Genomic DNA, 25293 nt, shown 5'->3' with positions numbered 1-25293 from the left:
ATATTTAAGTATTATCTTCTATGTCATAGTAGTTAAGTGAAATTGGCTGAAATTTTATGTATTCAGGCAACAAATAACCATAGATCCTGAAGACTTGTGATGAATATTTAACTCCTATACCTGAGTTTCTGTCATATAGGTCTATTAAATATCCATTTAAAGTACAAGTATTAGCAATTTGTGCATTTTCCTTTAGAATAATTATACCAGATAATGCATTATCATTAAACATTACTTTATCATTTATTATTAAAATTTGAATAGGGTTTATGGATAAAATTTTCAAGCTTCCAGATTCTTGAATTATTATTTCATTGTCCTTTAGCTTATAAAGTGGATTTAGTTTCTTTACATAGCTTTGACTCTTTTCATCAAAGACTTCTAACTCTTCATAGATTATGTAATTGCCATTTTTGAAATCATAAACAAAATCTCCATCTAAATAAATTTTTTTCTTGCCCTTGTCTAACCACTTATCGTCCTTAAATTTTTCTTTTAGGACTGAGAGATAGTCAGGACTAACTTTTGAAGAATTAAGTACACCATCTTCTTCTTTGTAAATCCTATTCATATAGTTGCCCTTTACTTTTCCACCAACTAAGGTGTTTTTATATTTTATCTGACTGTTTAAGCTCACCATATCGACAAGCTTTTTATTTTCATCTCGGTAGTCTTCTAACTTGAAGTTAAGGCTTAGGACCTCAGTGTCCTCTGGAATTTTTTCTAAGCTTAACTTATTTGTTGTTTTATGAAAAATAAAATTTTCCAATTCATCTTGGAAGTCATCTTGTGATAATTTTATATTTAATGTTGACTCAAGAGCATAATTTGCCTGTATGGACTCCAACCTATTTTTATTTATGTAAGTAGAGCTTGTCATGTAGGAGTACATAAAATAAAAAAAGATTGCAAGAAGGCTAATGAGTAAAATTGTAAAAATATAAATGTATCCCTTTTTTCTTTTACTCATAAAGCCTTGACCTCTTTGCAATCTTTCTTGTAATTTTTTCTTTATCCTTGTATCCAATTTTTACAGCAAAATAATCGCCATCATCTTCAAGGGAAAATGAATTGACATTATCTATTAGGGCGTTAACTCCGTCGCTGTGAATTTTATTTCTCTTTTTTAAACTATCTATTAAGATAGAATACCTGTATAATTTTTTCTCATTGACTCCAAAGGATACATAATTATATTTTTTGCCCCTTGGCTGAATGAAATATATTTTGCCGTCTATTACAGTGTAATAATCAGCAGCACTAATTTCATCTTTTATGTACTCCACAGCATAGGACAAGTCCGATGAAATATTTTCATTCTCGTAAGTTTTTGTAAGAGCCTTTTGTGATACTCCTAAAATTGACGTGATTACCATACCAATAATTAGGAGCATGGCCATGGACATCACAAGTTCAATCAGTGAATAGGCCTTGCTTTTTGAGGTAAACCTCCATCTTAATTTCTTCATCAGAACCTCGTCTCTTTCCTCTTAAAGTTAGGTGGTTTAGCTTGTCGCTAGAATCATTTTGTATTTCTATTTTAAATTTGTCATTATGATTTTCTGAAGAATCAAAATTAAAATTCAAGTCCTCATTGTTGTAAGCACTTCCAATAATTTCTTCCATCCTTGAAGTCATAAGACTAATTAACTCTTCTCTTTCTCCAATGTAGTTCTGATTTTTTAAAAGACTTATTGCATTTGGAAGTATTGTCGTTGCAATTAATGCCAAGAGAGCAATAGAAAATAAAACTTCAAGCATTAAGTGTCCCTTGTTTTTATTCCTTAATTTCAATAAAATTCACCTTACCTGTAACTGGCTGAATTGTTATCTTGTACTTCTTATCTCCAATAGAAAAAATCATTGTACCAGCAGATGACTTTTCTTCTAAGTAAGAAGGCTTACCCTTACTTGAAAAAGTAATTTTATCCAAGTTTGTAGATTCCAACTTCACAAGAGAATTGAATTTAACAGTTTTTTCTTTCTCACCAAAATTTATTGAATATCCACCATCACTTAAGGTCAATGATGTCCTTATGTTGTTTATTTGAGAATAATTTTTCAAAAATTTTAAATCAAGAGCCAGTTCCTTTATTTGTTCCCTAGCTTGAACCCTGTCTCTTATCTTAAAGTTAAGTCCTCCAATGCTAAAGAGAAGTAAAATTATTCCAATACAAATTACTAGCTCAATTAGGGTAAAGGCTTTGTTCTTCTTCATGGTAATCAACTTCTTTTATAAAGATAAGTAAGTCCTTGTCGTCTTCTGGCATAAAGTAAATGTAGCTTATATCATTTTGATATAGGTCTATTCTCGTCCACTCGCTTTCTAAAAATTCTCCCCTATAAGGTAAGATTTGTCCAGCAATATTTATAGTCCCCATCTCTTTAAAGGACTTATTTGGAATATAAATTGAAAGAGACACACCATTACAGTGCCTATCAACACCAAGTTTAACAAGATCTTTTATATCCTTCTTACTTGCGTAGACAGATGTTATTTTATCTTCTGGGTAATAGTCTAGCTTTATACCATCGCTTTCAGCAAACTTTAACCCTTCATCCACCTTATTATGAGCAAAATCAAATATACTTTCGCTTTTCTTTTCTTCAGGCAAAATTGAAGGTATCACTGCAAAATGATTTTTCTTTAACTTATTTATTTTTTCTTCGTGAGCCTTAATTTGATTCTTGTGCTTATAATTTGTTTTCTTACTTGTTTTTGTTTGCTTTTTATTTTCTATCTTTATATTCTTCTTAGAGTTTGTAATTTTTTCAACTTTATTTTCTTCACTTGCAACTTTCTTTTCTTCTTGTAGCTTAACTTCTTCTTTAAGATTACTTTCTCCAAAGTAAGCCTTCTTTAAGTCATTATAAGAAATTGCCTTGGAAGGTTTTTCTGCCTTAAAGCTATAAGTGAAGTTTCCCTCATCACTTCTTAACAAGTCAATGTTTGAATAGCCATAATAATTTGTAAGACTTTCAATTGTATTTAAATCCAGTGAGCTAACTTTTCCACTAATAATTAAACTTTCAATATCACTTTGAGAGTCCTTAGAAAAACCTTCTTTACTTATATTGCCTTCATTAGAAATCTTTTCAAGCTTGTCTTGTGAAAAGTCATCAAAACCCTTATATGTAAATTCATCTTCTATTGGGGCTCGATCTTCTTTCAAGTTTGATTCTGATGTACTTTGAACTTGGTTCTTTAATAAGAAGGTGTAAAATAAGAATTCAATTACAAGTAAAATCAAAATACTAAATAAAATTTTTTCTCTCTTAGAAAGTTTTCTATATCCAATTTTTTTGCAAAAAATATCATAAATATCCATTTAGTTTTTCCTCAAGATAATCTGCTAGTTCTTTATGTAATTTGATGTTTGGATGAATACCATCGATTAAATCTTCTTCAATGTAGTTTGATTTTGCATAGTCATAAAAGGAAATGACCCTGTAGTCTCCTTCTCTTTCCTTTAAAAGCCTATCAAATTCTTTTATTTTATTGTTTACAGATGTGAAGTTGATAAAACTCTTATAAGCTTCGTCGAAATTTAAAAATGAAGTGGGGTATGGCGTGATTATAAAAATTTTTCCCTTATTCTCTTTGAGCTTTTCTACAATTTTTATAATATTCTTTAAAACATAGTCAAGAGACTTTCCGTTGTAAAAATCATTTAAACCAATACAAATCAAATTTACATCGTAGGGAATTAAATTGTCTAGAGTCAAAAGTAACTCATCACTTGTTAGACCATTAACCCCATAGTTATCTATATCATAACCTTTTCCCGATAAGTAATAAATTAAGGATTTTCCTCCAACTAAAAATCCCTCAAAAATAGAATCGCCTAAGGCACAAAACTTCATAAGACCTCCTACAAAAGTCCTTCTTCCAAAAAACTAAAGTACTTGTTATCCCCAATTATAATGTGGTCCAAGATATCTATCCCAATAATTTTCGAAGCTTCAACTAAATCTTTTGTTAATTTGATATCTTCCTTTGATGGACTTGGATCACCAGTTGGGTGATTATGTAATAAAATTATGCTGTGGGCATTGTCAGATATAGCTGTCCTAAATACTTCTCTACAGTGGACTATAGTCATGTTAATAGTCCCCTTAGAAATTTCTCTAATAAAATTAATTTCTTTTTTTGTGTTTAAGGTCATTATCCTAAAGTGTTCTTGTTCTAGGACACTCATCTCACTTAAAACATAATTCGCAGCGATAGAAGGTGACGTAACCCTTATCTTCGTTCCATTACTTGCAACAGCAAGTCTTATACCCAATTGAACTGCAGCAAGAATCATTGCAGCCTTGGCTTCTCCAATTCCATCAACTTCCATTAGGTCTGAAAGACTGGCATTTTTAAGGGAGTTTAGACCATTAGAATCATTAGCTGACCTAAGAGACCTTAAAACTTTAGTGGCGGTGTCAATGGCAGAATCCCCCTTACTATTTCCTGTCCTAATAATAAGAGCCAAGAGCTCTGCATTAGAAAGATAATCAGGACCAAACTTAATTAATTTCTCCTGAGGCCTCTCATCTGCTGGCATTTCCTTTATAGTGTACTTCTCAAAATCTTTCTCTTTCATTTAAATCACCATTAAAAAATTTATTACCACAAATTAAAATCAAATAATTTAATTAAGTCCCTATTTATTTTCCCAATAGGAAGTCCAACAATATTGAAAAAATCGCCTTGGATTTCTTCAACTAGAAGTGATCCCTTGCCTTGGATTCCATAGGCACCAGCCTTGTCCTTATACTCTAAAGTATCTAAATAATCTTCAATTTCCTCATCACTTAGGTCATAAAATTTTACAGAAGATTTTTCATAATCCACGTACTTTATTCCCTGAGATAATTTAAAAATTGCATATCCTGTGAATACATTGTGGGTCTTTCCTCTTAGTGCTCTTATCATGTCCCTTGCATCATTTCTATCCTTAGGTTTTCCCATTAATTTTCCATCAAGTTCCACCAAGGTATCAGCTGATAAAACAATAGAATCTTCATTTTCCTTGGCTACCTCTATACCCTTGCCAAAGGCAAGACCCATTACTGTTGTCCAAGGAGAAAAGGCATCATCCTTAACTTCATTTATTTCTCTTGTGATGATTTCAAAATCTATAAACTCCCCAAGAATTTCTCTCCTCCTTGGAGAATTTGATGCTAAAATAATTTTTTCCATAAGCTCCTCTATTTAGAAATATTTGTATTGTCAACTATGAACATAGAAGTAAGTCCAACAAAAAATCCTGTGAAAATTCCAAGAATTACCAAAATTGGCAGGTAAGCAAGAATTTCAGTAGTTTTCATAATAAAGGAAGCTACAAGTACCTGACCAAAGTTGTGAAAGAAGGATCCTATTTCACTAATGCCAATTAAAGATAAGTGCTTTCTCAAAAATTTGTGAGCCATAATCATTGAAATAGAACTTAAGATTGCCCCACCCATTGAGAAAAATAAACTTGATACTGCTCCTGTTACAAGTCCCAAAAGTATAGTCTTAAAAATAGCTACAAAAAATCCCTCCTTGTAACCAATGGCAACTATAGTAACCAGGACAACAATATTGGATAGACCAAGCCTTGCTCCTGGAATAGCTACAGGTAGTGGAATCAAGGACTCAAAAAGACCAAGCACAATACCAAGAGCACTTAAGAGGGATAAGTAAATTAACTTTGTGTTTTTTTTCATCTTATAATCATATCCAAACTCTTATCGTTAGGTTTATCTTCTACAATCTTAACCATGAGTCTGTTAGGTAGGCAGATAATAGAATCTCCTGGCAAACTAATCTTTCCCATCTTCATGCAAATTTTGTCCTTGCAATCAGACTCTAGCATTTGGACTTCTCCATTCTCAATATGGACTTCATTATTACCATATTGTGTATTTACATTAATATCTAAATGTGTATTTTCTTTTAAATCAACTTCCTTAAAAATTTTTCCATCAACGGTGATCACAACTTTTTTAGATGAAGAATCTTTTCCCTTTGGGAGTTTGTTAGTAAAAAAATAAATAAGAAATGAAGAAATTATTATTAAGAAAATAACAAAAATATCAGCTTTTTTTATCTTATTCATAAATTCATTATAGCACACTTCTATTTACTAATGACTTAATAAATAAAAATTAAATTTTTATAACTTACAAATAATTTAAATTTGAATTAATAAGTTGGTGTAAAAGTGGTGTAAAAATTTTTTAAAAGCAAAAATATAAGTAAATCTTTTTATACTATCAACTTAATTAATAGCATTGGTGGTAAAAATTTAATGTAACAACAATAAAAAACTCCTACAAAGTTTTACATGATCACAAATTTGTGATAGTAAACTCTGTAGGAGTAATAAAATTTTGTGGTGCTAAAGATGGGACTTGAACCCATACGATCTTTCGATCGCCAGATTTTGAGTCTGGTGCGTCTGCCAATTCCGCCACTCTAGCATAAATAAAAAAGAAGTGCCAGGCACTTCTAAATATTGTGGGGTGGATAGTGGGAATCGAACCCACGATCTTCAGGACCACAATCTGACGCCTTAACCAGCTAGGCCATATCCACCACGAACAATAAATATATAATAGCAAAATAAAAAAGTATTGTCAATAAACTTTTATAAGTTTATATCTTTTATAGGTTTTCTAACTTTTCTCTGAGATTCTTTAGGGCTCTTGCTCTGTGAGAAATTTGGTTTTTTTCTTCATGAGACATTTCTGCAAAAGTTTTATCAAAGCCATCTGGTATGAAGATGCTGTCGTAACCAAAGCCATTGTCTCCTCTTTCAACTTTTGAAATTCTTCCTTGGCAAACTCCTTCAATTGGAATTATATTTTTTTCAGAATCAATTAGAATTATTTGAGTTTTAAAGTAGGCAGACCTATCTTCCTTATCCTTTAAATTGTTTAAGAGTTTCTCTCTATTTTTCTTGTCGTCATGCTCTGATGCATATCTTGCTGAGTGAACTCCTGGCTCACCCTTAAGTGCATTTACAAAAAGTCCTGTGTCATCGGCAAGGACTGCTAGGTCTACTCTTTTTGCCATGGCATCTGCTTTTTTTAATGCGTTGTCATAGAGGGTGTCTCCATCTTCGACTACTTCAAAATCAAGTCCTTCAATATCAGACTTTCCAAAAATTTCTATGTCTAGGTCTTCTAAAATTTCTCTTATTTCTCTTAATTTATTTTTGTTGTCAGTAGATAAAACTATTTTCTTCATAGGTTTTGCTCCAAAATTTCAAAATAATCAAAAATTTCTCCAATGCCTCTTTTGGCTCCTTGTAAAAATTCATTTAACTCTTCAATAGAAAATGTATCTTTTTCTCCAGTACCTTGAATTTCTATAAGTTGGAAGTCATCATTCATCACAACGTTTAAGTCTACATCTGCATTGGAATCTTCTTTAAAGTCTAAGTCAACTAGCTTTACTCCATTGACTTTCCCAACACTAATAGCTGCAACTTTTGAAACAATTGGATCTTCTTCGAACTTATTGTTCTCTAAGGCTTTTTTAACTGCAAGTTTAAGGGCAATGTAGGACCCTGTTATTGATGCAGTCCTTGTGCCTCCATCTGCAGATATGACATCGCAATCAATCCAAATAGTTCTCTCTCCAATTTTATCTAAATCTATACAAGTTCTTAAGGCTCTTCCTATTAATCTAGAAATCTCACTACTTCTTCCATCAAGCTTCCCCTTTGATATGTCTCTAACTTTTCTAGTAGGGGTTGAGCCTGGTAGCATTGAGTATTCACTTGAAAGCCATCCCTTATTCTTTCCTCTCAAAAATCCTGGAACCTTGTTTTCTATCATGGCACTACAAATAACTCTTGTCTTGCCACATTCTATTAAAACTGATCCATCGGGATGCTCTAAATAATTTGGAGTGATTTTAATCTGTCTTGCTTCGTCATTTTGTCTATCTTCTCTCATATTTTCCCTTCTACTTGTCTACATAGGTATTCATATAATCTACTATACCATTATAGAGTCCTTGAGCTAATTTATCAATGTAGGCAGGGTCTTTAATCTTTTCTAACTCATCTGGATTTGATAAAAATCCAAGCTCTGCTAAGGCTGCAACATTTTTTGTCTTATTCAAAACAATGATTGCAGGTCTATTTATAATTCCACGGTTTACTGCTCCAGTTTCTTTTATAAGAGCTTTTTGAAGACAGTTTGCAAAATTTTTTTGAACTGTATCCTTTATTCTTATATTCTTTTCTGATGCATAAAGGACTTCTATTCCCTTGGCACTAGAGTTGTCAGAACTATTAAAGTGAATTGACAAGAATAAGTGGGCATCTTCATTATTAGAAACTCCTGCCCTATCTAAGAGCTGAATGTATTCATCTCTAGTTCTTGTTATTGTTGGACTTATTTCACTATTTGCACTCAACTTATCCATAAGTTTTTCTGCAACTAAGAGGTTGACAGTTTTTTCATAAGTTTCTCCGTCAAGGGCAATAGCACCTGAATCTTTTCCACCATGTCCTGGATCAATTACAATTTTTAATTTTCCATTTACTTCAATTCTGTCTTTTATTACTCTTTGTGCTTTTTCATCTGACTTTTCAAGGTCTGCTTGGTCAAAGACTTTTTCCTTATTGCCGTCCTTGATTTCCTTCTTTATCTTATTAGTTTCTTTCTTTTCTTGATTAGATTGAAAATAATCATTATCAAAAATAGATTTTGAATCAATTGACTTATTCTTGGATTTAGTCTTCTTGTTGTTCTTGGAATTTTTATCCTTCTTAGTATCTTTTGAATTTTCTTTATCGTCGCCTTCAGCGATTGATTTAGACTTATCAGTCTTTATTTCTGCCCTAAGCTCATCATTATTCCAATCAACTTCATAACCAAAGGTTTCTGATATGAACCTCAAAGGAACCATTGTCTTAGTTTCTTTTCTAGGACTTGAGTATAGAGTAAGTTGAGGAGCTTGTGCATTATCTAGGCTAATTTTTTTGCCGTTTACACTTACATTGGGGCTGTTAATCTTCATATCAATTGTATCGCCATTAAGACTAATCTTAATTGACTTATCCAAGTTATTCCACTTTACTTCTGCCCCAAGATTTTCTGTGATTTCACGAATAGGCACGAAGGTCCTTCCCTGTTTTATGTAGGGAGAAAATTCTGTTTTCAAGACTTTGTCGTTCACAAGAACTCCAGCCTTCTTAACTTGAAACTGAGTTCTACCTATGCTTACATTAAATAGATTATTGGCAAATACTGGACTTATAAGTAGTGCCAAAGACAATATCGAAATTTTAATAATTCTTTTCATTTAATTCACCTAGATAAGAGTTTATAAATTTTAGTAATTAATGTCAACAGTGTAACTGAATTGTAATAATTTTAAACCACCTTATAAAGTTCATCAGGATCTGGATCTTGTAAGATAATTTCTCTGTCCTCATACTTAACTACAGCTTGGTCTTCATTGTTTACCTCGCCAACTTTTGTAACCTTAATGCCACTAGCTTCTGCTTCTTCTTTGAAGTCATTAAATTTTTCGCCATCAAAAACCATTAGCATAGACCCAGATGAAATTAATTTCATTGGATTGATTTTATAAAAATCACAAATCTTTTTTGTCACATCAAGTAGTGGGATTGCATCGGCAAAAATTTTAATTCCATGACCTAGGGCCTTAGAAGTTTCCCACACTGCACCAAAAAGTCCACCTTCAGTTATATCGTGCATGTGCTTAACACCATACTTGCCTGCAAGCTTTGATTCTTTAAGGACAGAAAGGTCCCTTGAAAGTGATATTGCAAGTTCATATTCTTCTTCGCTTAAAAAACTTTTTACTTCATCCTTCTCATGAGCAATTATACTTGTGCCTTCAATTCCAAGATGTTTGGAAACAGCAAGGACATCTCCTGCCATCACTGTCTTTAGGTCTGGTCTTCTCTTTTTATTAACTCTTCCAATAACAGTTGTTGAAATTACAATTTTATTTACAGCGTCAGTGACTTCTGTATGACCTCCTACAATATCTACATTTAATTCCCCTGCTGTTCTTGTCGCATCATCTACAATTTCTTTTAAGTCATCAAGACTAGCTGATGGTGGAATTAAAAGTGTCATCAAGATTCCAACTGGATCTGCACATTGACAGTTCACATCATTTACAGAAATGTTTATTGCAAGAGAGCCAAGATTTTTTGTCGCTCCTGTTATGGGGTCAGTTGATGCAACAATAAGGTCTCCTCCAAAGTCCATCACTGCATTGTCAAGGCCTGTTCCTCCGCCCATGATAACTTCTTCTCTATTTGAAACTAGCTTGTTGAAAATATATTTTTCCAACAAATCTGTTTTTAATTTTCCAATCTCCATTTTTTTACACCTCTCAAGAATTTTACACTTATTTTATTTGCATTTCAAATTTGTTAAATCCATTTTCCTTGTAAAAATTCTTGCTAACAATATTTAGGTCTTTAAATTTTTTGTTAAAATAAGACTCATCTTTGACAAGTCCCTTAACCATTATTCTTCCCTTGTCAAAGTTATAAGAAGTTATAACCAAGTTATCGTCTTCAAGTTTTTGTATCTCAGCAATCTTTTCTATAAATTTTTTATTTTTTTCTTGAAACCTATCAGATGATAAATCTATTCTTTCGTTAGCTTCTACTTCTTGAGAACTTTTCATTTTACTTGTAAGTTCCTTTTCTTTCTTAAGCTTATTGTAGTAGATGAGGTTGGAAGTTATTAAAATTAAAATAGCCAAGGGAAGGATGAAATTAATATAATTTTTATTTATTCTAGCCTTCTTCTTTTCTTTTGCATCTGGAAGACTAACTTCCAAATTTTCTCCAATATACTCAAACTCTAAATTGCTATAAGACTTTAAAAGGTCCTTTATGGTTTCTGAGTCAGCAATCCTTCCAAAGATATAAATTTTATCTCCTCCAGCAAAGTTTTCTAGCTTGCTTATGTACCTAAGGAAGAAATTTCTATACTTAAAGAGAAAGTCCTCTTCAACCTTCTGCTCTTCTATGTCATAGCAAAGATTAATTATGTTAGAGGCATTTTTTTCTTCTAGTTCATTGTCTCCAATCATACCCTCAATGTTCTCATCATAAATTTTCTTGTAAGTTTTTACCAACTTGTCTTCAAGAGAAATTAACTTTATGTAAGCTGCTTGTATCTCTACAAACTTACCATCTCCAGATAAGCTTTGAGCCTCTGGGAGAATTTCATAGTTTGTAACTTCTAACTTTTCTAAAACTTCTTTTAAAGCTTCAATCATTTTCTTAGGAACAAGGTCAATAGAAAAATCTAAAGTACTTCCTATAGAGTTTTTCTTGTAAAAAATTTCATAATCACTTAGATTAAAATCTCCATAATCTTCTAACTCAAGCTTTAAAAAGTCTCTTATCTCACTCTCATCAATTTCTGGGACCTTGTAGTTGATATGGATGAAGGAAGTAGAAGCAAAAATAATAAAGACTTTGTCCTTCTTATTTAAGTCTAATTTTTTAAAAACTTTGCCCATCTTGTAGAAAAAATGATGATAATCTAAAATATTCCCATCCCTATAAATCCTATAGGGCATGGGAATACTAATCTTTTCTTCTTCTTTTTTCGTCTCATCAAAAATATTTATAAATCCATCGTTAAGTTTAATTTTTATTTTTCTGTCAAACATAATTCACCTGCAAATAAAGAAAATAATTATAGCTGTAGTCATAAAGGGCCCAAAGGAAATTGAATCCTTAAGGGTCTTCTTCTTTAGTAAAAGCAAAATCAAGGATACAATGCCAGCAATTATAAAGGAGTCGCGAAATAATAGAAAGGCATCAAATAAATTGTTGGCAACTAAACCCATGATAAAAGCATAGTAGACATCGCCTAGCCCCATCATTCCTGTGAAATAATACAATAAAAAAAATATAAGGCCCATAGCAAGAGAAAACTTTATAGAAGCAAGTACCCCTCCACTTATAAAAATTTTATAGATTATCACAAAGAATAAAAGTATAAAGAGGTCAAGGTTATAAATGTATCCTGTCTTATAATCAAGGGCTCCTATAAAGCTTGCTACTATTACAATAAAAATAATTATTAGGGCTTCAAGAGAAATCTTGTATCTAATGAAAACCAAGAGAGCTAAGAGAGAAGTTAAGACTTCTATATAAAAGTTTTCTCTCCCAATTTTTTCTCCACAGGAAGAACAGCTTCCTCTTAAAAATATATAAGAAAAAACTGGGACCATCTCATAAAACCTCAAAGTCTTATTACAAGAGTTGCAAGAACTTCTTGAAAATATAAAGTCTTCTCCTCTTTCTCTTCTCTCAATAAAAACTTGGTAAAAGGATCCAAGAGACCCACCAAATAAAAATACTAATAAAGATATAAAAATAAAATATAAATTAACTTTCATTCTCTTTGACTAACTTCTTATCTTGAACCTTAAGTGGACCTGGACTAACTGTCACGTCTCCATCTTCTGTTGAAGTAATAGTAAATTTTTCTACTTTTAAATGCTTAGCAGGCTTTGGTATCTTTCCTCCTTCAAGGTATGGTTTTAAAGCTTCGACATTAATACTTTTATCAGAATCTGGATGATCAATTAGATATAAGATGCCTGCACTCTTTAAGACCTTGACATTGGCATTGTGAGCTGCTGCCTCTGCTGCTAAGTTCGTTGAGCTGTACTTCATCGCTGCAATGGAAATTAAAATTGCAATAATGGCTATTACGATAACCAACTCGATTAGGGTAAATCCCTTATTTTTCTTTGCGTTCTTCATATGTCCCTCCTAAAATTGATTTACCATGTCAAAAATTGGAAGTGCAATAGATAGCACTATAAATCCAATTATCAATGCCATAATTATTATTAAAATTGGTCCCATTAGACCGAGAATTTTTTGGTTGCGAGAGTTTAATTCTTCTTCATAGTAAGAAGACATAATAGAAAAAATTTCTCTAAGGCTAGAGGACTCTTCACCAACCCTAATCATAGAAACTAAAACCTTTGAAAACACTCCTGCTTCTTGGGCACCTTTATAGAGAGGCTCGCCTGACTTTAGTTTAAATAAAATTTCTTGATACTTTTCTTTTAAGACCGAGTTCTTCTCCATACTAGAAATTATTTCAAGACTCCTGTCCACTGTTAAACCAGATCCAAGTAAGAGATCCATATTAAAGGATAAGTTCATAGACCTTGTCATCTTGTAGTAGGATGACTTGAGCAGTAAGGAATAAAAAGTCTTCGGCTTCTTTTTATTATGAACAAGTGCAATCGCTACCACAAATATTAAAAGTAAAATTATAAATAAATAATACTTATAAACAAAATTTGAAAATCCCATTAAAATTCTTGTTGGAAGTGGGAGCAAATTATTGTTGTCAGCAAATATTTCTCCAAAACTTGGGATGACATTTATAATTAGAAAATTAATTATAAAGATTGAAGTCACCAAGAGGATACAGGGATATGCCATAGCCTCAATTATTTTAGACTGGGTCTTTCTCTTTTTGATGTAATAGTCAGATAGCTTATCAAAAATTTTGCCTAGGCTCGAAGTGTTCTCTCCTACATATACCATATTTATCACAAGACTTGGAAAGGCTCCCGTCATCTTCATTGAATCGGATAGGTCACTACCAGACCTTAGGCTGTCTCTTATATCACTTAAAATTTTTCCCTTGTCCTTTGGAAATTGTGAAGGTAGTATCTCAAAGGCCTTTTCTATATTTATTCCAGAGTTTATAAAAAGAGAAAGCTGTCTAAATAAAATATAGAGATCTTCATTCCTAAACTTCTTCTTGTATCCAAAGGAATTTGATGACTCGATATTTTCTTCAATCTTTATGGGTCTAAGTCCCTCTCTCTTTAATTTTTCTTTGGCTTCTTTTAAGTTGTCAGCCTCAATATTTCCCTTAACTTTTTCACTGCCCCTAAAGGCCTTGTACTTGTAAATCATAACTCACCAACAGTATTTATGTTTTTGTAAAACTCGTCAAAAGTTGTCTCGCCAGCTTCTATTAAATTTAAAATTTCACTTGATAGGGTCTTCATTCCCTTTTCTATTGCCAAGGCTTTTATATTTTTAACAGACTCTCTCTTGCTTATCATTTCTCTAATTTCAGAATCAACAATCATAATTTCAAAGACCGCCATCCTGCCTAAGTAACCTTGATTACACTTATTACATCCTTTTGCCCTATAAATAAATTCACTTTTTACGAGTGGATTAGTGTTTTTAATTTTTTCTTTACAATGTGGACAAAGTCTTCTTATCAACCTTTGAGATATGACTCCAATAAGACCTGCCGAAATTAGGTAGGCTTCAATACCCATATCAAGAAGTCTTCCTATTGATGCTGGAGAAGATTCTGTGTGAAGAGTAGACAAGACTAGGTGACCTGTTATAGAAGATGAAATTGCAATATGGGCTGTATCTTCATTTCTTATCTCACCAATCATTATCTTGTCTGGGTCCATCCTCAAAATTGCCTTAAGTCCCTTTTCAAAACTTAGACCTGTGTTGGGGTTTACTTCAATTTGATTTATCCCATCGATTTTATATTCAATTGGGTCCTCAATAGTCATGATGTTAATATCATCATCTTGAATCTTTCTTAGAAGTGTATAAAGGGATGAAGTCTTACCAGTAGATGTTGGTCCGCAAATTAAAATTAAGCCTGAGGGTTGAGAAATTAATTTCATTACCTTGTCATAATTTTCTCCCACAAGACCAATGCCCTCTGGAGTGTAAGAAATTCTTTGAATATCCAAAATTCTCAAAACTATTTTTTCGCCGTTACCAGTTGGTGTACTTGCAACCCTAATGTCAATTTTCTCTCCCTTGAAGTCAAAGGAAAATCTTCCATCTTGAGGAAGTCTCTTTTCAGAAATATCTAATTGAGACAAGATTTTTATCCTGGTAACAAGATAGGGATAAATCTTTTTAGGCAAATCAATTAACTTATTTAGGGCTCCGTCAATCCTAATTCTTACTATTATGTTATCAAATCTTGGTTCAATGTGAATATCGCTGGCATTTTTCTCAATACTTTCTCTAAGTATGTAATCAAGGACCCTAACTGCCGGCGAATCTTCCTTGTCCTCATCTTCTAAGACAATTAAGTCCTCATATTTATTATTTATGTCTTCTAAGAGATAATCTTTTCTGTCGCTTTTGTAGATCTCATCTAAGATTCCATTAATCTTTTCTAAGGAAGCTTCTTCAAAAGAAATTTTCCTTCCAAGTTTTTCGCTGAGATTGTACTTTAAAATCTCATCATTAATATGTAAAGAGTAGAAGACCACAAGGTCGCCTTCTTCTCTATTGGGAGCTATAAAATTCTTTCGGCAGAAGTTTTCTGTCAAAATCTTTTTAATATCAAATGAAAATTTATTCATTTTCCTCTCTCCTGTAGTCGCAAGTAGAGTTACTACATTTTATTGTCTTTTTATTTCTAGAATTCATTTCTGTTAAGATGCTGCCGCATTTTGGACATTTTTCATTAATTGGCTTGTTCCAAGATACAAATTCACACTTTGGATAATGGTCACAGCCATAAAAAATTCTTCCCTTCTTAGACCTCTTAACAACAATTTCTCCATCGCCGCAGTCTGGGCACTTGACTCCAATTTTTTCAACAAGAGGTTTAGTGTTCTTGCATTCAGGAAAGCCTGGGCAAGCTAAAAACTTTCCATATCGACCCATTTTAATAACCATATTCCTGCCACACTTGTCGCAAATCACATCAGTTACTGGGTCTTCAATTTCAACTTTTTCTATATTTTCATAGGCCTTGTCGAGATCTTCCTTTAAATCTCCATAGAAGGACCTCACAAGTTCCTTCCAAGGTTTTTTACCTGCAGCAATTTCATCAAGTTCGAATTCCATCTGCGCAGTGAATTTCTTATCGACAAGGTTGTCAAAATTTTCTACTAAAATTTCGTTTACTGTGTTACCAAGCTCTGTTGGAACAAATTTCTTTTCTTCGAGAACTACATAGTACCTACTTTGCAATGTTGAAATTGTTGGTGCATAGGTAGAAGGTCTTCCAACTCCTAAGGCTTCTAACTCTTTGATAAGTGAAGCTTCATTGTATCTTGGGGGTGGACTTGTAAAGTGTTGTTCCTTTGTTATATCTTTTAATTTTAAAACTTGTCCTTCTTCAAGAGGAGGGAGTTCCTTTGCCTTTTCAGGATTGTAGTCATAAACTCTTAGGTATCCATCAAAGTTCAAAGTTGATCCGCTTACCCTAAATATTTGATGTTTAGAAATTATGTCAGCTGAAATTGTATCAAAAATTGCATTTGCCATAAGTGATGCAACAAACCTGTTCCAAATCAAAGAATATAATTTAAATTGATCCTTTGAAAGGGAATCTTTAATAGAGTAAGGAGTCTTTGTAACATCTGTTGGCCTAATACATTCGTGGGCATCTTGTACATTTTCAGTTTTTTTGGCAGGTGCTTTGGACTTACCAAGATAGTTTTTGCCATAGGACTTTTCTATGAAGCTGAGGCAGGCATTTTGTGCTTCTTGGGAAATTCTCACAGAGTCAGTTCTCATATAAGTGATAAGTCCCACTGAACCTTCCTTAGGAAGTTTTACACCTTCATAAAGACTTTGTGCAACCATCATAGTCTTCTTTGTAGAAAAATTAATTCTCCTAGAACTCTCTTGTTGCATTGTAGATGTGGTAAAAGGATTTGGAGACTTTCTAACTCTTTTTCCCTTCTTCACAGAGTCCACTGTAAATTTATCCCTATCAATATTTTTTATTACCTTGTCGGCATCTTTTTCAGTTTTAAGTTCAACCTTCTTAGCCTTATCTTTTTCCTTTACACCATAGTATTCTGCAAGAAGTTTTCGTCTTCCAGCCCTTAAATCAGCTTCAATAGTCCAATATTCTTCTGGGATAAAGTTGTTAATTTCTTCTTCCCTATCGCAAATTAATTTTAAGACAGCTGATTGAACACGACCTGCTGAAAGACCAGACTTAACTTTTTTCCATAGTAGTGGAGAAATCTTATAGCCTGCAAGTCTATCAAGTTCACGTCTTGCTTGCTGAGCATCAACCAAGTTCATATCTATTGCTCTTGGATTTTTGATTTCTCTTTTTACAGTGTCCTTAGTTATTTCATTAAAGGTAACCCTATTCTTGTCATCTTCCTTCATATCTAAAATATAAGAAAGGTGCCAAGAGATTGCCTCACCCTCCCTATCGGGGTCGGTTGCGAGAAATATCTTATCAGCCTTTTTCGCTTCAGCCTTAATTTCTTTTATAAGGGCTCCCTTGCCATATATATTCATGTATTGTGGTTCAAAATCATTTTCTATATCGATGCCAAGCTTTGACTTAGGTAGGTCTCTAACGTGGCCTACAGATGCAATTACATTGTAATTTGTGCCAAGCATCTTTTTTATTGTCTTTGCCTTAGTGGGCGACTCCACTATCACAAGATTTTTTGCCAAAATATCATCTCCTTCTTCCTCTTGTTTATTTTAAAATTTGAAATTCATTCATAGAAATTTTTTCAATAATTCCCTTAAGTTCTAACTTGGTCAACAGCTTATTTATATAAAATACCTCATTATTTAAATTATTGCAAATATCATTTGTGTTATTTATCCCCTTCTCTATGAGATTATAGACTGCCATCTCTTCAAGGTCTAAGTCTATCTTTTCTTCCCTTTCCTTTTTAGTTAGGATACCTGGATAAAAGTCTAGAATATCTTTTATCTCAACTAGAGGTATGGCTCCATCACGTATCAACTTATTAGTTCCAACTGAATAAATAGAAGTTATATTTCCAGGAACTGCAAAAACTTCCCTGCCCTGTTCTGCGGCTAGCCTTGCAGTTATAAGACTGCCTGACTTGTCCTTTGCTTCGACGACAACAACAGTTTTTGAAAGTCCAGAAATTATTCTGTTTCTCAAAGGAAAAGTAAATTTGTTGGCTTGTGTTCCAAGAGGAAACTCACTAATGACAGCTCCCTTCTCAGAAATTTCTTCATAGAGAGACTTATTTGACTTGGGATAAATAACATCTATTCCCGTTCCCAAGACAGCAATCGTGTTTAAGTTATTTAGAAGCGCCCTCCTGTGAGACAAGGTATCAATCCCATATGCCATACCACTTACAATTGTAAAATCATAAAATCTTAGATCGTCGATTATCTTATTGACAGCCATGTTCCCATAAGAAGAATGTGACCTAGCTCCTACAAAGGCAATAGGGTTATAAACTTTTAAGTTACCTCTAACATATAAGACAGAAGGTGGGTCTTCAATATACCTAAGTTCATCGGGATAAGCTTCATCGAGAATAGTGACTATGTGAACTCCAATTGAATTTATTTTTTCACTAATTTTTTCTATTATAAGATCAAAGTCCCCAGCTCTTTCATCTAATCGATTGGCACTTCTTTCAGTAAGAACTTGTTCTTCTAAGAAATCTACCTTATAAAAATCTTCAAGAGGAAGGTTTTTATCCATTAAATAATCTAGAACTTTTAGAGAATTTTCGCTAGAAAAATTTATAGCATTTAAAAAAATAAGTAAGTCTCTTTCCTTCATCTTTCAACTCCTAATTGCCCCAGAATTTTTTATCCATTGTCCTGTACTGAATACTTTCAAGAATGTGATCTTCTTTTATATTTTCACAGCCATCCATATCGGCAATGGTCCTTGCAATTTTTAAAATTTTGTTGTAAGTTCTGGCACTCATTCCATATTTTTTAAAGGCAAGCTCTAGTATCTTTTCAGAATTTTTATCGAGAGGGCAATACCTCTTTAATTTATTCTCAGGAATTTCTGAATTATACTTAAAGGACTCATCTTTAAACCTATCCTTTTGAAGTTCTCTAATATACTTGACCCTATTCCTTATAGCTTCAGAGGATTCGCCAGACCTCTCTGAAGATATTTCCTTGTAATTAACTTCTGGCACTTCAAGATGGATGTCAATCCTGTCCAAGAGTGGATGAGAAATTTTTGAAAGATACCTTTGAATTTCATAAGGCGAACAAGTACACTCGTGGGTCTTTGAGTTATGATATCCACAGGGACATGGATTCATTGCTACGACACATTTGATACAATTCTACGATAATTAAACTTTTGCACCCCCCTTACTTCTACTATTTTCTTCTATATATTATATTGCTATCTATTGAAATTATTCCACTGAACTTTGTTCGATTTTTTTTGGTATTAAGCAAATTGTATTTATTATACCACATAAAAAAAACACCCCACAACTGTGGTGACCCCATAAAGTTGGACCTAATACCAGGACTGGTAGTTTACTAGTTCTGGTATTATTTTATTGCTTTCCACCCCTAGGGGTGGAAAATTTTTTATGCTGCGTTTAACTTTCTATATTCCACTGGACTTAAATATCCTAATTTTTCTTTTATTCTGTCTTTATTGTAATATTCTATATACTCTTCTATTGTTTCTTTTAATTCTTCATATGAATAGAATTTCTTGCCATAGTAGATTTCTTGTTTAAGTATCCCGAAGAAGTTTTCCATTGGGGAGTTATCTAGGCAATTTCCCTTTCTTGACATCGATTGGGTTATCCCTTCTTTTTCAAGTCTTGATGTATATTGTTTTATTTGATAAGCCCATCCTTGGTCTGAATGAAAGATCCTCTTATTCTTGTTAGTGCTTGTTATTTCTATTGCTTTGTCTAAGGCTTTTAGTATTGGTTCTAGTGTTGGTTGTTTTGATATCTCATAGGATATTATTTCACCATTATACATATCTAAATATGGATTTAGATAAAGTTTTTTTACTTGATAGTTGTCTTTTGTATCTTTTTCTAGATACTTAAATTCTGTTGTATCTGTTGTTATATATGTGTAGGCTTTTTCTACTTTAAAGTTTCTATTTATTTTATTGTCTGCTACTCTACCTATTGTTCCTTTGTATGATGAGTATTTTCTTGTTTTTCTTGAGAAGTTTGTTACTTGAAGTTTTAGCTTTTGTACTAGTCTTTGAACTTTCTTTTTATTTATCAAAAGCCCTGTTTTCTTTAACATTGCTGTTATTCTTCTGTATCCATAGTTTGGATTATCTTTTCTAATCTCTAGTATTTTCTTCTCTACTTGCTCATCTTTGTTTGGTATGTCTAAGCGTTGTTGCCAATACATGTAGCTTGATTTTGGAAAGTTAAAGTATTCTAAAAGATCATTTAGTTTGAATTTATCTCTTAATGATCTAATGACCTTAGATATTCGTCTATTTCTGTTTCTGTCATTTGAGAGAATTGAATCTTTTTTTTTAGAATTTCTACTTCCATTTGAAGATAGTAGTTTTCTTTTCTTAGTTTTTCTAATTCACTCAATTCTTTTTTTGTTTTATTATGTTTGTTTTTTAAATCTTTATTTTTATCTGTATTTGGCATATTTAAAGGTCTTCCTCTCTTTTTTGGTTTCAGTCCTTCTATGCCTTCGTCTCTAAATTCTTTTACCCATCTAGCTATCATGGATGGATTGCTGATTTTAAGTTCATTTGCTAGGCTTTGATAGGACATTTCTCCTGTTAAATACAAGTCTACTACATTTAGTTTTAAGTCTAAAGAGTAGTTATTATTTTTTCTTGATACTTTTAGTCCTTCATAGCCTTGAGATTCATAAGCATTAACCCAAGTTCTAACGATATGTTTATCTGGTATGGAGTATTTTTTTGCTAAGTCTTTGTAACTTACATTTCCTTCAAGATATTCTTTTACTACTTTAACCTTAAATTCTGTTTTGTATTTTGCCATTTAAAAACTGACCTCCTTAAGTTGGTTTTTAAGTCCAACTTTTGGGGGTCAGTTCACAACATGTGAGATGTTTTAAATTTCGACTTTTACTACGGTTCCACCCTTAAATATCACCTTTGCTATACCTTCTTTATCCATTTCTATATAGTCAACTAGCCCAGCCCATAGATCTTTATCAAAAGATTTATAACTGTTTTCCATAGAATCTATATTTTTTATAAAACCTAAGATTTCATTTTCTTTATCTTTTTTTTGCTTAATTTCTTCATCAATGTTTTTAAATTTGTTGAATTTCTCGTTGTATATATTTCTTAATCGCTCTTCTTTTCCTATAAAATTGACCTGGTTTCCATTACTCATTGCATTTTCTCTAACCAAGTCTTCAATTCGTTTACTTATAATAATCAGTTCTTCCTTAAGATTTTCAGATTCTCTTTCTAGATCTGCGGTGTTGTAAACTGTTTTAAGTAGTGTTTGTAAATTTTGTTTTACTTCTTTTTTTATAGACGCCAATGAATTTAGCGACTTGAGAAAAATTTCTTTTATTTGCTCTTCATCAATAGTAGGAGAGTTGCATGGTTCTTCTCCCTTTTTATATTTTTTATTGCACCTATAAATCTTATGTCTATACTTTGTATTAGAGTGCCATACCTTTTCTCCATACCATGCGCCACAGCAACCACACTTTATTTTACTTGAAAATATTGAATTACCACTTTTTCTTCCTTGAGATTTTCTTCTATCAATTTCTAACTGGACGAATTCAAATTGTTCAGGACTTATTATTCCTGAATGATGGTCTTCAACATAGTACTGAGGGATTTCGCCTTCGTTCATTTTTCTAGTCTTTTGTAAAAAGTCAGTTGTATATTCTTTTTGTAGTAAAGCGTCTCCCTTATACTTCTCATTGGTTAGTATTGATTTTATTGTAGAAGCGTGCCATTTGTCTTTTCCATAGGTTGTTTTAAATCCTCTCTTTTCTAATTCCTTAGCAATAGCTGTATAAGAAAGTCCCGTTATAAATAGCCTATAAATAAGTCTTACAATTTTTGCTTCTTCTTCATTGATTTTAAAGTCTTTATCATAACCCAAGAAATGTTTGTATCCAAGGCTTACTTTTCCTTCAGCGAATTGTTTTCTTTTTCCCCATGTCGTATTTTCAGAAATACTTCTTGATTCTTCCTGTGCAAGTGACGACATGATGGTTATTAAAAGTTCTCCCTTGGCATCAAGCGTCCATATATTTTCTTTTTCAAAATATATTTCTACGCCTTTCTCTTTTAATTTTCTTACATTTTGAAGGGAGTCTACAGTGTTTCTTGCAAACCTAGAAACTGACTTAGTTATTATTAAATCAATTTTTCCATCTAAGGCGTCATTTATCATTTGTTTAAATCCATCTCTTCTTTTCGTGTTAGTGGCACTGATTCCTTCATCAGAATACATTCCTACAAACTCCCAATCACTTCTTGATTCGATGTAGTTCTTATAATAAGCCATTTGTGTTTCATAACTTGTTGCTTGTTCTTCACTGTCAGTAGAAACCCTAGCATAACCTGCAGTCCTTCTTTTTTTCACTTGTGATAAGGGTTGTGAGGATATTAAATTTAGTGTAGCAGGTATTTTTGTTACTCTCTTTGCCATATCTTCTCATCTCCATTCTTAAAAAGAAATTCTAACTTATTTTTTGAAATATTGATTATTTTAATGTGCTCTACTACTTTTCCTTGAAAGTTACTCCCTAGGATTTTAAATGCCGCCTTTTTTAATTCTTCTTCAGATAATGGTTTGAAATCTCTGTTTGTACAAAACCAAGCTTTAGATTTTCCGTTGTTGTGTCTAATGCATTTACTCCCACATTGTTTACAGTAAATTTTATTAGTGAATGGATTCGAACCCCTCTCTCCAGTGTAGGTTCTTTCTATAACTTTAATCTTTCCATTCTTGAGTTTAAACTCGAGTCTGTCTCCAAAGATTTTTATTTCTTTAATTCTATCTTTAAACTCCTCGTTACTGTATCCACTAAGCCCAATTACCTCATCAGATGCTTTTATCAATTCTTCTTCCTTAATTGGTCTACTATCACAACAGTCTAATCCTTTACGTTCCTTTGTGTTACAAACCCATTTCTTTTTATTTCCTGCCGTTCTTCTGCTAATCCCACTTCCACAATTTCCACATTTTACTAATCCTGAATAAGGTGTCAAAATTGGATTTTTATTTGGCATTTTTTCTGCTCTTTCTCTTCTAATATTAAGAGCTTTTTGATAATCTTCTTTTGAAACTAAGGGTTCATACATGTTTTCTACCAAATACATAGGAAGTTCGCCTTTATTTCTTTTTCTTACTTTAGATTCATCAATGTAATTTTTTTGAAGGATCATATCACCTGTATAAGAGATACTTGATAGAATGTCCTTAACCGTTGTTTGTTCTAATTGTCTACCTTGTCTTCCAACTATTCCTCGGTTACCTAAATCTTTAGCAATTGCATAGGCAGATTCTCCCTTTAGATATCTTTCATATATTTCTTTTACGACTTTACCTTCAAAAGGAATTATTCTATATTTTTCTCCGTCCCAGTAATACCCATAAGGAGCAATGTGACCATTTTCTATTCCTTGTTCAAAGTTCTTTTTTATACCCCATTTAACATTTTCAGAAATTGATCTTGATTCTTCTTGAGCAAATGAGGCCAGTAATGTTAGAAGAAGCTCTCCCTCAGAAGTTAAAGAGTTTATTCTTTCTCGTTCAAAATATACAGCTATATTTAAGTCTTTCAGTTCTCTAACTGTATTCAAGCAATCTACTGTATCTCTTGCAAAACGACTGATACTTTTGACCAATACCATGTTAATTTTTCCCGCCTTACAATCTTCTAAAAGTCGATTAAATTCTGCCCTATTTTTCGTTGTTCTTCCTGTGATTCCTTCGTCTGCATAAACCCCTGCATAATCCCATTCTGGATTGCTCTTAATAAGTTTCTTATAGTTGTTAACTTGAGCTGATAGTGATTTATGTGTCATATCAGTTGCTTCGGATACACGAGCATATGCAGCAACTTTTATTTTGGCATTTAACTTAAGATTTTGGTTCTTAATTTTTGTAATTTTAGCCATTTTTTCCTCCTTTCTTTCATTACATATTCCCGTACTATCCGCACTATATCAAGTCTATATCTGCTATTAAGTCACCTATTTCAGGATTATATTTATCAAGCATTTTTTTATTGAATTCATGGTATTCCTCTTCAGTTATTAAGTTTCTACGTAATAACTGTCTTACATAACTCATGGTAACTTGGTAGATAATTTCTCTATTGTGCATTTTCGTCACCACAAAAACTAGCTGATATATAACAACTGTGAGAGCAGTACTTTCTGTTTTTATTTCCATAAGAAATAAAGTTTTTGCCACAATGGTTACAAGTTAAGGTGTAATTTGCTCTTTTATTTATTTTATCTTGATGAGAATTCCACCATGTTAATCTACATTTATCTGAGCAAAACTTCTTCTTTTTTCTCTTCGGATTTTGCTTGACTAAAACGCCGCAATTTTTGCACCTATCGTTACCTGTGCCGCTTAATCCATTTCTCTGACAATAAGACTTTACTGTATTAACACTTATACTTAGTTCGGACGCTATCTTTTTATATCCAAACCCCTTAATCCTCAATTCTATTATTTTCTCTTTATCTGTTAGATTCATAAAATAACCTCCTAACTGTCTAAGTGTTTTTAAGAGGCCTTTTTCCGGTCTAAAATAAAAAAAAGTCCTGACAAATTTTCTTTTACGAAAACCGTCAGGACTTATCCTTAAATATTAAGTTAACTTTATATGCATATTTTAAAAGTTTATTCTACTTCTGGTACTTCTATATATATATCTATAGTTAATATTTTTTTCATCATCTTTATATCTCTCTTTGTATTTATTCTCCGTTAAATCCATCATAACTTTACCAGATTTATTAATATAAACCAGGAGATCATCTTTGCCTTCTCTGTGGGAACTAATTAAACCTGATGCAAAAAGTTTTCTCAGTTCCTTCTGAAATGATTCAGACACTACATTAAATTCTTTATTGTTTCTCCCAAATTCTCTACTTTGATAAAATACAAGTCCACCTAATGAATGGTCAAAAATACCCATCGTATTATCAATATAGAATTGTATTCTTTCAAATGGAATGTTGGATAGTGTTTTTAAACAAAAGTAGTCTTCATATTTAAAAGTGTACCAGTCTGTCTTATCCAAATAATTTCTTATTTCTTCCAGTAATTGATTTAAGTCCTTTTTATTATTAAAGGTCCTATTTGAATAAAAAGAGTTCGTCGGATGATTACTTATTCTAAAGGTAATATATTCACTATCACCTTTTATTATTATAAAATAGGCTGACTTAGTTTTCTTGGCAAAAGAAAAGTTTAGAATTCTTTCGTCAGCGTTCAAAATATTTATAACTTCTAATTCTAAATTATTCATAGCATTAACTCCTATGGATATTATAAGACATTTGATTTTTTAATGC

The 25293-nt window shown here is 32.3% G+C and carries 29 protein-coding genes and 2 tRNA genes; all 31 read right to left on the bottom strand.

The window, feature by feature from the left end; translation table 11 throughout:
- Window positions 1-4: 4 nt before the first annotated feature.
- The 31 genes from CAN42_RS05500 to CAN42_RS05355 all read right to left on the bottom strand — a co-directional run bounded on the left by CAN42_RS05500 (window position 5) and on the right by CAN42_RS05355 (window position 25247).
- Window positions 5-970, bottom strand: a complete 966-nt coding sequence (locus tag CAN42_RS05500; protein ID WP_085875865.1) for a hypothetical protein — start codon at window positions 968-970, stop codon at window positions 5-7.
- The gene (locus CAN42_RS05495) at window positions 963-1469 is read right to left on the bottom strand and encodes a PilW family protein (protein ID WP_245149852.1); all 507 of its coding nucleotides are present in this window, start codon (window positions 1467-1469) and stop codon (window positions 963-965) included. Before CAN42_RS05495 ends, CAN42_RS05500 begins: the two co-directional genes overlap by 8 nt.
- On the bottom strand, window positions 1414-1794 hold the full coding sequence (locus tag CAN42_RS05490) for a type II secretion system protein (RefSeq protein WP_245149851.1): 381 nt from the start codon (window positions 1792-1794) through the stop codon (window positions 1414-1416). The genes CAN42_RS05495 and CAN42_RS05490 overlap by 56 nt, the downstream gene beginning before the upstream one ends.
- The gene (locus CAN42_RS05485; RefSeq protein ID WP_085875864.1) at window positions 1778-2218 is read right to left on the bottom strand and encodes a type II secretion system protein; all 441 of its coding nucleotides are present in this window, start codon (window positions 2216-2218) and stop codon (window positions 1778-1780) included. The genes CAN42_RS05490 and CAN42_RS05485 overlap by 17 nt, the downstream gene beginning before the upstream one ends.
- Window positions 2187-3329, bottom strand: a complete 1143-nt coding sequence (locus tag CAN42_RS05480) for a hypothetical protein (RefSeq protein ID WP_085875863.1) — start codon at window positions 3327-3329, stop codon at window positions 2187-2189. The genes CAN42_RS05485 and CAN42_RS05480 overlap by 32 nt, the downstream gene beginning before the upstream one ends.
- Window positions 3316-3864: an SGNH/GDSL hydrolase family protein gene (locus CAN42_RS05475; RefSeq protein ID WP_085875862.1), complete on the bottom strand. Its 549-nt coding sequence runs from the start codon at window positions 3862-3864 to the stop codon at window positions 3316-3318. Before CAN42_RS05475 ends, CAN42_RS05480 begins: the two co-directional genes overlap by 14 nt.
- A gap of 8 nt (window positions 3865-3872) precedes the next feature.
- The gene (gene radC, locus CAN42_RS05470; RefSeq protein WP_085875861.1) at window positions 3873-4592 is read right to left on the bottom strand and encodes a RadC family protein; all 720 of its coding nucleotides are present in this window, start codon (window positions 4590-4592) and stop codon (window positions 3873-3875) included.
- A 23-nt stretch (window positions 4593-4615) separates the two neighbouring features.
- Window positions 4616-5191, bottom strand: a complete 576-nt coding sequence (locus CAN42_RS05465) for a Maf family protein (protein ID WP_085875860.1) — start codon at window positions 5189-5191, stop codon at window positions 4616-4618.
- A gap of 8 nt (window positions 5192-5199) precedes the next feature.
- Window positions 5200-5700 carry a Gx transporter family protein gene (locus CAN42_RS05460; protein WP_085875859.1) on the bottom strand — a complete coding sequence of 167 codons (501 nt, stop codon included), beginning with the start codon at window positions 5698-5700 and terminating at the stop codon, window positions 5200-5202.
- Window positions 5697-6092 (bottom strand): NusG domain II-containing protein, encoded by a 396-nt coding sequence (locus tag CAN42_RS05455; protein ID WP_085875858.1) that lies wholly within the window; start codon window positions 6090-6092, stop codon window positions 5697-5699. Before CAN42_RS05455 ends, CAN42_RS05460 begins: the two co-directional genes overlap by 4 nt.
- A 277-nt stretch (window positions 6093-6369) precedes the next feature.
- Window positions 6370-6456: transfer RNA gene (locus CAN42_RS05450), tRNA-Leu, on the bottom strand.
- Window positions 6457-6494: 38 nt separating this feature from the next.
- A tRNA-His gene (locus CAN42_RS05445) sits at window positions 6495-6571 on the bottom strand.
- Between the two features lie 69 nt (window positions 6572-6640).
- Window positions 6641-7225 carry an RdgB/HAM1 family non-canonical purine NTP pyrophosphatase gene (rdgB, locus tag CAN42_RS05440; protein ID WP_085875857.1) on the bottom strand — a complete coding sequence of 195 codons (585 nt, stop codon included), beginning with the start codon at window positions 7223-7225 and terminating at the stop codon, window positions 6641-6643.
- Window positions 7222-7938, bottom strand: coding sequence for a ribonuclease PH (gene rph, locus CAN42_RS05435; RefSeq protein ID WP_085875856.1), 717 nt, complete (start codon window positions 7936-7938; stop codon window positions 7222-7224). Before rph ends, rdgB begins: the two co-directional genes overlap by 4 nt.
- Before the next feature lie 10 nt (window positions 7939-7948).
- Window positions 7949-9295, bottom strand: a complete 1347-nt coding sequence (locus CAN42_RS05430) for an N-acetylmuramoyl-L-alanine amidase (protein WP_085875855.1) — start codon at window positions 9293-9295, stop codon at window positions 7949-7951.
- Between the two features lie 71 nt (window positions 9296-9366).
- Window positions 9367-10350 carry an AIR synthase family protein gene (locus CAN42_RS05425; protein ID WP_085875854.1) on the bottom strand — a complete coding sequence of 328 codons (984 nt, stop codon included), beginning with the start codon at window positions 10348-10350 and terminating at the stop codon, window positions 9367-9369.
- A 28-nt stretch (window positions 10351-10378) separates the two neighbouring features.
- Complete coding sequence (locus CAN42_RS05420) at window positions 10379-11662, bottom strand: type IV pilus biogenesis protein PilM (RefSeq protein ID WP_085875853.1); 1284 nt, start codon at window positions 11660-11662, stop codon at window positions 10379-10381.
- Window positions 11663-11665: 3 nt separating this feature from the next.
- The gene (locus CAN42_RS05415) at window positions 11666-12397 is read right to left on the bottom strand and encodes a prepilin peptidase (protein ID WP_085875852.1); all 732 of its coding nucleotides are present in this window, start codon (window positions 12395-12397) and stop codon (window positions 11666-11668) included.
- Complete coding sequence (locus CAN42_RS05410; RefSeq protein WP_085875851.1) at window positions 12387-12767, bottom strand: prepilin-type N-terminal cleavage/methylation domain-containing protein; 381 nt, start codon at window positions 12765-12767, stop codon at window positions 12387-12389. Before CAN42_RS05410 ends, CAN42_RS05415 begins: the two co-directional genes overlap by 11 nt.
- Window positions 12768-12776: 9 nt before the next feature.
- The gene (locus CAN42_RS05405; RefSeq protein WP_085875850.1) at window positions 12777-13946 is read right to left on the bottom strand and encodes a type II secretion system F family protein; all 1170 of its coding nucleotides are present in this window, start codon (window positions 13944-13946) and stop codon (window positions 12777-12779) included.
- Window positions 13943-15388 (bottom strand): GspE/PulE family protein, encoded by a 1446-nt coding sequence (locus tag CAN42_RS05400; RefSeq protein WP_085875849.1) that lies wholly within the window; start codon window positions 15386-15388, stop codon window positions 13943-13945. Before CAN42_RS05400 ends, CAN42_RS05405 begins: the two co-directional genes overlap by 4 nt.
- On the bottom strand, window positions 15381-17459 hold the full coding sequence (gene topA, locus CAN42_RS05395) for a type I DNA topoisomerase (protein WP_085875848.1): 2079 nt from the start codon (window positions 17457-17459) through the stop codon (window positions 15381-15383). The genes CAN42_RS05400 and topA overlap by 8 nt, the downstream gene beginning before the upstream one ends.
- A 25-nt stretch (window positions 17460-17484) precedes the next feature.
- The gene (gene dprA, locus CAN42_RS05390) at window positions 17485-18564 is read right to left on the bottom strand and encodes a DNA-processing protein DprA (protein ID WP_085875847.1); all 1080 of its coding nucleotides are present in this window, start codon (window positions 18562-18564) and stop codon (window positions 17485-17487) included.
- A 10-nt stretch (window positions 18565-18574) separates the two neighbouring features.
- Entirely contained in the window at window positions 18575-19084 is a 510-nt protein-coding gene (locus CAN42_RS05385; RefSeq protein WP_280630435.1) for a magnesium chelatase subunit ChlI family protein, read from the bottom strand.
- A 262-nt stretch (window positions 19085-19346) separates the two neighbouring features.
- The gene (locus CAN42_RS05380; protein WP_245149842.1) at window positions 19347-20216 is read right to left on the bottom strand and encodes an IS3 family transposase; all 870 of its coding nucleotides are present in this window, start codon (window positions 20214-20216) and stop codon (window positions 19347-19349) included.
- A complete protein-coding gene (locus CAN42_RS05375; protein ID WP_085875108.1) occupies window positions 20204-20761 on the bottom strand; it encodes a helix-turn-helix domain-containing protein in 558 nt (185 codons plus the stop codon). Before CAN42_RS05375 ends, CAN42_RS05380 begins: the two co-directional genes overlap by 13 nt.
- Window positions 20762-20833: 72 nt before the next feature.
- Complete coding sequence (locus CAN42_RS05370; RefSeq protein ID WP_085875845.1) at window positions 20834-22405, bottom strand: recombinase family protein; 1572 nt, start codon at window positions 22403-22405, stop codon at window positions 20834-20836.
- Window positions 22390-23880, bottom strand: coding sequence for a recombinase family protein (locus CAN42_RS05365; protein WP_085875844.1), 1491 nt, complete (start codon window positions 23878-23880; stop codon window positions 22390-22392). Before CAN42_RS05365 ends, CAN42_RS05370 begins: the two co-directional genes overlap by 16 nt.
- Window positions 23881-23923: 43 nt before the next feature.
- Window positions 23924-24088, bottom strand: a complete 165-nt coding sequence (locus CAN42_RS09005) for an SHOCT domain-containing protein (protein ID WP_167627561.1) — start codon at window positions 24086-24088, stop codon at window positions 23924-23926.
- Window positions 24078-24470 (bottom strand): sigma factor-like helix-turn-helix DNA-binding protein, encoded by a 393-nt coding sequence (locus tag CAN42_RS05360; RefSeq protein WP_085875843.1) that lies wholly within the window; start codon window positions 24468-24470, stop codon window positions 24078-24080. The genes CAN42_RS09005 and CAN42_RS05360 overlap by 11 nt, the downstream gene beginning before the upstream one ends.
- A gap of 138 nt (window positions 24471-24608) precedes the next feature.
- On the bottom strand, window positions 24609-25247 hold the full coding sequence (locus CAN42_RS05355) for a hypothetical protein (protein WP_085875842.1): 639 nt from the start codon (window positions 25245-25247) through the stop codon (window positions 24609-24611).
- Between the last annotated feature and the right edge of the window lie 46 nt (window positions 25248-25293).

This window comes from Peptoniphilus vaginalis, assembly GCF_900176605.1.
GTDB lineage: Bacteria > Bacillota > Clostridia > Tissierellales > Peptoniphilaceae > Peptoniphilus_A > Peptoniphilus_A vaginalis.
Note: the sequence above shows the minus strand (reverse complement) of the source record. Positions and strands in the feature narration are given on the sequence as shown.

Bases quoted from the DNA above. Each gene is read 5' to 3' on its own strand.
- CAN42_RS05500 (WP_085875865.1), bottom strand. From the start codon at position 970: ATGAGTAAAAGAAAAAAGGGATACATTTATATTTTTACAATTTTACTC.
- CAN42_RS05495 (WP_245149852.1), bottom strand. From the start codon at position 1,469: ATGAAGAAATTAAGATGGAGGTTTACCTCAAAAAGCAAGGCCTATTCA.
- CAN42_RS05485 (WP_085875864.1), bottom strand. From the start codon at position 2,218: ATGAAGAAGAACAAAGCCTTTACCCTAATTGAGCTAGTAATTTGTATT.
- CAN42_RS05480 (WP_085875863.1), bottom strand. From the start codon at position 3,329: ATGGATATTTATGATATTTTTTGCAAAAAAATTGGATATAGAAAACTT.
- CAN42_RS05475 (WP_085875862.1), bottom strand. From the start codon at position 3,864: ATGAAGTTTTGTGCCTTAGGCGATTCTATTTTTGAGGGATTTTTAGTT.
- radC (WP_085875861.1), bottom strand. From the start codon at position 4,592: ATGAAAGAGAAAGATTTTGAGAAGTACACTATAAAGGAAATGCCAGCA.
- CAN42_RS05465 (WP_085875860.1), bottom strand. From the start codon at position 5,191: ATGGAAAAAATTATTTTAGCATCAAATTCTCCAAGGAGGAGAGAAATT.
- CAN42_RS05460 (WP_085875859.1), bottom strand. From the start codon at position 5,700: ATGAAAAAAAACACAAAGTTAATTTACTTATCCCTCTTAAGTGCTCTT.
- CAN42_RS05455 (WP_085875858.1), bottom strand. From the start codon at position 6,092: ATGAATAAGATAAAAAAAGCTGATATTTTTGTTATTTTCTTAATAATA.
- rdgB (WP_085875857.1), bottom strand. From the start codon at position 7,225: ATGAAGAAAATAGTTTTATCTACTGACAACAAAAATAAATTAAGAGAA.
- rph (WP_085875856.1), bottom strand. From the start codon at position 7,938: ATGAGAGAAGATAGACAAAATGACGAAGCAAGACAGATTAAAATCACT.
- CAN42_RS05430 (WP_085875855.1), bottom strand. From the start codon at position 9,295: ATGAAAAGAATTATTAAAATTTCGATATTGTCTTTGGCACTACTTATA.
- CAN42_RS05425 (WP_085875854.1), bottom strand. From the start codon at position 10,350: ATGGAGATTGGAAAATTAAAAACAGATTTGTTGGAAAAATATATTTTC.
- CAN42_RS05420 (WP_085875853.1), bottom strand. From the start codon at position 11,662: ATGTTTGACAGAAAAATAAAAATTAAACTTAACGATGGATTTATAAAT.
- CAN42_RS05415 (WP_085875852.1), bottom strand. From the start codon at position 12,397: ATGAAAGTTAATTTATATTTTATTTTTATATCTTTATTAGTATTTTTA.
- CAN42_RS05410 (WP_085875851.1), bottom strand. From the start codon at position 12,767: ATGAAGAACGCAAAGAAAAATAAGGGATTTACCCTAATCGAGTTGGTT.
- CAN42_RS05405 (WP_085875850.1), bottom strand. From the start codon at position 13,946: ATGATTTACAAGTACAAGGCCTTTAGGGGCAGTGAAAAAGTTAAGGGA.
- CAN42_RS05400 (WP_085875849.1), bottom strand. From the start codon at position 15,388: ATGAATAAATTTTCATTTGATATTAAAAAGATTTTGACAGAAAACTTC.
- dprA (WP_085875847.1), bottom strand. From the start codon at position 18,564: ATGAAGGAAAGAGACTTACTTATTTTTTTAAATGCTATAAATTTTTCT.
- CAN42_RS05375 (WP_085875108.1), bottom strand. From the start codon at position 20,761: ATGGCAAAATACAAAACAGAATTTAAGGTTAAAGTAGTAAAAGAATAT.
- CAN42_RS05370 (WP_085875845.1), bottom strand. From the start codon at position 22,405: ATGGCAAAGAGAGTAACAAAAATACCTGCTACACTAAATTTAATATCC.
- CAN42_RS05365 (WP_085875844.1), bottom strand. From the start codon at position 23,880: ATGGCTAAAATTACAAAAATTAAGAACCAAAATCTTAAGTTAAATGCC.
- CAN42_RS09005 (WP_167627561.1), bottom strand. From the start codon at position 24,088: ATGCACAATAGAGAAATTATCTACCAAGTTACCATGAGTTATGTAAGA.
- CAN42_RS05360 (WP_085875843.1), bottom strand. From the start codon at position 24,470: ATGAATCTAACAGATAAAGAGAAAATAATAGAATTGAGGATTAAGGGG.
- CAN42_RS05355 (WP_085875842.1), bottom strand. From the start codon at position 25,247: ATGAATAATTTAGAATTAGAAGTTATAAATATTTTGAACGCTGACGAA.